This is a genomic window from Paenibacillus sp. EKM206P (assembly GCF_011066155.1).
Lineage (GTDB): Bacteria > Bacillota > Bacilli > Paenibacillales > Paenibacillaceae > Paenibacillus > Paenibacillus polymyxa_D.
On sequence record NZ_JAAMNQ010000029.1, the window covers coordinates 1 to 7,088 of the forward strand.

Genomic DNA, 7,088 nt, shown 5'->3' on the forward strand with positions numbered 1-7,088 from the left:
CGCTCCGCCGGATAATCCGGGTCGAGCGGCACATACGCCCCGCCCGCTTTCCAGACGGCCAGCACGGCCACCAGCAAATCCACCGAACGCTCGGCGAGAATGCCGACGATCGTCTCCCGGCCGATGCCGCTTGCGCGCAGCGTGGCCGCCAAGCGATTCGCCCGCTCGTTCAGCTCCGCATACGTCAGCCGGTCGTTCTCGTACACGACAGCTGCCGCTTCCGGCGTGCGTTCCGCCTGTTCCTCGAACAGCCGGTGGAATGCGTCCGCAGGAGCCGCTTCCGGCTGCGCCGGGTTAAACGCGCCGAGAATTTGCTCTTTTTCCGCCGCCGTCAAAAGCTCCAACTGATTCACGCGGATGTTCGGGTTAGCCGCAACCATCTCCAGTGCCCGGGCAAAATGACCGTGGATCAGCCTGATGTCTTCCTCTCTGAACGTCAGCGCATTGTACGTAAACCGCAGCAAAATATGCTCTTCCGGAATGACGGTAATGTCCAGGTCGTAGTTCGTTTGCTCCGGCGAATGGATATTAGCGATTTTCAGCGCTTCTTTGTCTCCGCCGACGACCTGCTCAATCTGTTCTTCCATCGGATAATTTTCAAAGACCATGATATGGTTGATCAAGTCGCGCTTTTGCTCGCTCAGCGACTGAATTTCGAACAGCGGGAACGTTTCGTAAGCTCCCGATGCCAGCGCTTGGTCCTGGGTTTTTCTCAAGATATCGGCTACCGTCTCCTCGGCTTTGCCTTGAATACGGACCGGGATCGTATTAATAAACAGGCCGATCATGCTTTCGATGCCCGGAATTTCCGCCGGACGCCCGGATACGACGGAGCCGAATACAACATCCTCGCTGTTGTTGTATACCTGCAGAACCAGTCCCCATACGGTCTGCATGAACGTATTGAGCGTCACCTGCTGCTGGCGCGCCACCCGCTCGATTTGCCCGGTCAGTTCCTTGCTGAGTTCCACATCGATTTCAGCTGCTTCAAAAGCGCCCTGCTTCAGCTGCGTTTTCTCCTGGGGCAGCTTGGTCTGCTGATCGTAACCCGCCAAATACTCGGACCAGTAACGCGAAGCTTTCGCGGCATCTTGAGCTTCCAGCCATTCGATATACCGGGAGTACGAGGTAACCGGAGGAAGCTCCAGCGTCCGCTTCTCGTGGAACGCGAAGTAGGTGTCGAACACTTCCTTGATCATGAAGGACATGCACCAGCCGTCCATCAAAATGTGATGGTGACTCCAGATCACATGGTAGGACTCGTCGCCCGTGCGCAAAACTGTCACGCGCATAAGAGAGCCTCGGGCAAAATCGAACTTGTTCGCTTTATCTGCGCTGACAAAATCGGCTATCGTCTTCTCCGGGTCTTCATCGCTTACCGAGCGAATATCTTTGAAGTACACTTCACACTTCCGCTCGCGGAATACCACTTGAAGCGGCTCGTCTCTCCAGCCAGTAATAAAGTTGGTCCGCAGCGCCTCATTCCGCTGCACCAGCGTATCCAATCCTTGGGTGAAGGCTTCGACATTCAGGCTTCCGTACAGATCGAAGGTCACCTGTTCGAAGTAAGCTTCCGAATCGGCATCCAGCAGGCTGTGGAACAACATCCCTTTTTGCAGCGGAGTCAAGGTGTATACATTCTCCAGTTCGCCGAGCGCCGCCGTATGTTCGGACAGCCGCTCCAGTTCTTCCACCGTCACATCTTGAAGCAGTACGTCGCTAGGCGTAAGCTCCGGCCGCTCTTTCGATACGCAATGGCTGATGACTTCACGCAAGCTCGATTGAAGCAGGGTGCCCAGGCGCTCTACCGTTTCCCGTTTATACTGGGTTTCCCCATAACGGATCGTGAGTTCCAGCACTCCTTCCGACACCATACCGTTAATATCGAGGACAAAATCCATCACTGCATTCGGGCTTGAATCGGAGCCCGGGCTGAACGGAGACGGCTGCGAGTCGCTGCTTTCGTAATCCTGGTCGAACTGACCCAAATAGTTAAAGCTGATCTCCGGCTCCAAAGCGAAGCGCTCGCCGTCACGCGACGCCGACAAATAACGCAGGATGCCGTAGCCGATTCCTTTGTTCGGAATGCGGCGCAAGCTTTCCTTAACCTGTTTCACCTGATGACCGAGCGCCTGGGCGTGACCCGGCTCCAGAACGACAGGGAATTGGCTTGTAAACCAGCCTACTGTGCGCGTAATGTCCACATCCGGCAAAATATCTTCCCGGCCGTGGCCTTCGAGATTCACCAGCACGCGTTCCCGGCCGCTCCAAGCTTGTACCGCGAGGCCAAGCGCAGCAAGCAGCAAATCGTTCATTTCCGTATGGTAAGCACGGTGTGCCTGCTTCAGCAGCTGTTCGGTTTCCTCTGCCGTCCAGCGAACGGTCACGAGCCCGCTGTCCTTCAGCTTGGATCTGCCTTGTTCAAAATCCTTCGGAAGCGGCTCATAGGTCAATTGCTCGATATGTTGCCAATACTCTCTCTCGCTTTCCATCGCCGGACCGTTCGCATAATCAGCGAGCTGTTTCGCCCACGTTTGGAATGAATCCGTTTTGAGCGGCAGACGGATCGGCTGCCCTTGCAGCGCCTGCTCATAGCCGGCAGCAAAATCCTCAAGCAGAACCCGCCAGGATACGCCGTCTACGACCAAGTGATGGATCGCGATGAGCAGGTGGTCGCCGTCGTCGCAGCGGAACAAGCCGAGCTTCACCAGCGGACCGTTTTCCAGATCGATGCTCGCTTGAATGTCATTCGCCTTAGCCTCTACCGCTTCTTTCACGTCGCCGACTCCTTTGAAATCGACAACTTCCAGATCGAACAGTGCTTCGTTCTCCCCGGCGCCACGGTTCCATGCGGTATAGCCGTTCTCGGTTTGGCGGTAAACCGTACGGAGAGCATCGTGATGCACAACAAGCTGACGCACCGCTTGGCGTAAAGCTTCTTCGTCAAAGCCTTGCTTGGAGAACTGCATGAACGCCTGGTTGCTGTGATGTACGTCAGCCGGATTTTGTTCAAAGAACCAGCGCTGAATCGGGGTCAAGATGACCTCTCCCGTCACTTCGGCCTGGCTTGCCGTTCTCTCCGCCGTTTGCAGATGCAAACTAAGGGCGGAAATCGTCGGGTAATGGAACAAATCTTTCATGACCAGCTTGTACCCCGTTTGCAAAAGACGGGACGATACCTGCAAGGCCTTGATCGAATCGCCGCCGAGCGCAAAGAAATTGTCCATCGTGCCGACCTGATCCACGCCCAGCACCGACTGCCAGACCGACGCAAGTGCTTGCTCGGCAGGAGTACGAGGCGCCGTGTATGCAGCCTCGGCACGAATGCTTCCTTCCGGCACAGGCAGCGCTTTACGGTCGATCTTCCCGTTCGGCGTAAGCGGCATTTGATCCAGGCGCATGATGCGCGAAGGCACCATATGGGAAGGCAGCGCGGCGTCCAGATGGGCCACAAGCCTTTCCAGATCGAAGCTGGAATCCGCTACGACATACCCGCACAAATATTTCTGCCCCCGCTCGTCCGTCCGGTCGATGACAAGCGCTTGACGCACGCCGGCAAAATTTTTCATGGCCGCTTCAATTTCACCAAGCTCGATCCGATAGCCGCGAATTTTAACCTGGTTGTCGATCCGGCCGATGAAGTCCACGTTGCCGTCTGGCATCCAGCGCGCCAGGTCGCCCGTCCGGTACAGCCGCTCCCCAGCGGCGAACGGGCTGTCTACGAATTTCTCCGCCGTCAAATCCTGGCGGTTCAAGTAACCGCGGGCCACACCCGCTCCGCCGATAACCAGCTCGCCCAACACCCCGATCGGCACCGGCTTCAGATTCGCATCCACGATGTAGAACTTGGCGTTCAGCCACGCTTTCCCGATCGGCACGCTGCCCGTCTTCGGCAGCTTCTCCAGCGGCTCGTCATAGAAGCTGGAGTCAATCGCCGCTTCCGTTACGCCGTAGCTGTTAATAATACGGAACTGCGAGCCGAAGCGCTCCTGCAAGGTGCAGTAATCCGCTACGCTGCACGCATCCGAGCTTGTGATCAGCAGCTGCATCGAGCTGAGGTCCAGACCCTCGGCATGCACATGCTCCATGAACGGCACGATCAACGCCGGAGTCGATTCGAACACCGTCACGGCGTAGTCGCGAATCCAGCCATAGAGGCGGATTGGATCAATCCGGTCGTCCTTCGGCACGATGACCATGGTGCCGCCGTTGTACAGCGTCCGCGCAATGTCGCCGACGAACACGTCGAACGAGAAGCTCGCGAGCTGCAGCAGCCGGATCGGGAACTGATCCAGGCGGTATTCCCGCCGGTAGCCCGCCGCCGTGTTCACCAGGCTGCGGTGCTCGATCATCACGCCCTTCGGCTTGCCCGTCGTACCAGAGGTGTAGATGACGTAAGCCAAATCGCGCGGCTTGTTCACATTCGCCGGATTCGATGCGAGATCCGCCGCTAGTACGTTCTTCTCGGCTTCTGCCGTGGCGGACATTTCGGCAGAAGCCGTTTCCGCTTGCGCCAAAGCCTCCGCCTCTGCGCCTGCTTCGCCCAAAGCTTGTACACCCACAGCCGCTCCGAGGCTGTACGTCGCGGCGTCGTCAAGCGCAAGCACCGTTTGCAGCACTAGAGCTCCTTCGCTGCGCCAAGCTTCCGCCTGCTCCAGCAGGCAGGTCTGCGTGAGCAGTACCGACGCCCCGCTGTCCGCGAGCATGTACTCGATCCGCTCCGTCGGATAGTCCGGGTCGAGTGGCACATAAGCGCCGCCCGCTTTCCATATGGCGAGCACCCCGATCAACAGCTCCGCCGAACGACCGGCCAGAATGCCGACCACCTGCTCCGGCTTCACCCCGCACGCCCGCAGTGCATACGCTAGACGATTCGCTTTGGCGTTCAGCTCCGCATACGTCAGCTTGCTGTCTTCGTAGACAACCGCCAGCGCTCCCGGAGTGCGCTCCGCCTGCTCCTCGAACAGCTCGTGGAAAGTTCTCTCTCTCCACGACTCATTCGCTTCCAAACCTGTACCCTCTGCGGCGGGTTGCTTCGCAAGAGCCGAAGACGACATGTCAAACCCGACCAGCAAATCATGCTTTTCGCTGTCCGTCAAGATATCCAAATCCGAAATCCGCGCACCCGGCTGAGCCAGGATCGACGCCAAAAGCTGCTCGTAATGACCCGCCAGCCGTTCCATCGTTTCCTGTCTAAACAACGAAGTAGCGTACTCAATCTTGCAAACCAGCTCGTTATCGGATTCCACGATATCAAGGCTAAGATCAAACTTTGCCGTCTTTTCCTCGATGTCGAACAGCGACCATTGCAAGCCTTCCAGGGTTAAATCCAAGCTTTCGTGCTTTTGCAAAGAAAACATGGTGTCAAACAGAGGATTCCGGCTTAAATCCCGGCTCACCTGAAGAGCTTCCACCAGCTCCTCGAACGGATAGTCTTGGTGCTCGTAGGCTCCAAGCGTCGTTTCCTTCACTTCCTGCAAGTAATCCAGGAACGTCCGCTCCGCCGCCGGACCCAAGCGAAGGGCCAGCGTATTGACGAACATACCGATAATCGGCTGCAGGTCGGCGTGAGAACGGGCGGCAATCGGAGTGCCGACCACTATATCTTCCTGTCCCGCGTATTTATGAAGCAATACGGAGTACGCAGCCAGCAGAAGCATGTACAGCGTTGCCCCCGAATCGCCGGCAAGCCGTTTGAGAGCTTCGCTTTTCTCCGCATCCAGCGTAAACGTGAGCGTTTGACCGTCAAACTGCTGAACGGCCGGGCGGGAGAAGTCGAGAGGCAGCTCAAGAACCGGAAGCTCGGAGCTGAATACCCCGCGCCAGTATTCCTCCTGCCGTTTGATGCGCTGGCGCTGCTCCTCGGATTGCTGCCAAACGGCGTAATCCTTGTATTGAATCCGCAGCTCCGGCAATTCTTCCCCATTGTAAAGCCGCACGAATTCGCGCAGCAGCACGTCCATGGAAAGGCCGTCGGAACCAATATGATGAATATCCAGCGCGAGCAGGAATTTCTCTTTCTCCAGTTCGATCAGCAGGGCGCGCAGCAAAGGCGGCTGGGTCAAGTCAAAAGGCTGAATGAAGCCTTCAAGAATGGCCGCAACCTGATCTTCGCTTGCTTGAAGCTTCTTGACCTTGAAAGCTACGAGCGGATGAATACGCTGAACCGGCTCCCCATTCACGATTTCAAAACCGGTGCGCAGCATATCGTGCCGGGCCACCAAAGTAGTCAGCGCCTTTTCCACTTTGACCTCGTTCAAAGCGCCTTCCAATTGCAAGGCGCTTGGGAGGTTATAATTCAGCTCCGAACTATCCAGCTGGTGCAGGACGTACAGCCTTTTTTGCGCGGAGGAAACCGGATAGTACGCTTTCTCTTCCGCTTTCGGAATCGAGCAGTGCCGCGTTTCTTCCAAGCTGGCAATAGCCCCGGCCATCGACTCTACCGTCGTATAGCGGAACACATCGCGCAGCGGAAGTTCGACGTTCATTTCCTTCTGAATCTTGCTGACAAGGTTCGTCGCCCGCAAGGAGTGGCCTCCGAGCTCGAAGAAATTGTCCAGGACTCCAATGCCGGAGTAGCCCAGTACTTCCTCCCAGATCTTCACAAGCTGGGACTCCGTCCGGTTACGCGGCGCTACGTATTCGACGCCCGTTTGTATGCCGCCTTGCGGCTCCGGCAGCGCTTTGCGGTCCACTTTACCGTTGGTCGTCAGCGGCATGCGCTCCAGCTGCACGAAGTACGACGGGATCATGTACCCCGGAATTTCCTGGGCCAGCGAGGTTCTCATTTCGCTGACCGTCAGCATCCGGTCCGCCACAAAGTAGGCGACAAGCGCCTTCTCGCCCCCGCCGTCCTGACGGGCGAGCACCACCGCTTCTTCCACGCCCTCGACGTTCAGAAGCTGCGTCTCGATTTCGTCCAGCTCGATCCGGTACCCGCGGATTTTCACCTGATGATCGATCCGGCCCAGGTATTCGATGTTGCCGTCCGGTAGCCAAGCCGCCAAGTCGCCCGAGCGGTACAGTTTCTCCCCCTCCGCAAACGGGGAATCGACGAACTTCTCCGCCGTCAGATCCGGACGGTTCAG

Annotated in this window: 1 protein-coding gene; it reads right to left on the minus strand. The window is 57.4% G+C overall.

The annotated features are described in order from the left end of the window. Positions 1-7,088: non-ribosomal peptide synthetase (locus G9G53_RS25435; RefSeq protein WP_165150856.1), on the minus strand; the 7,088-nt coding region annotated here is incomplete at both ends.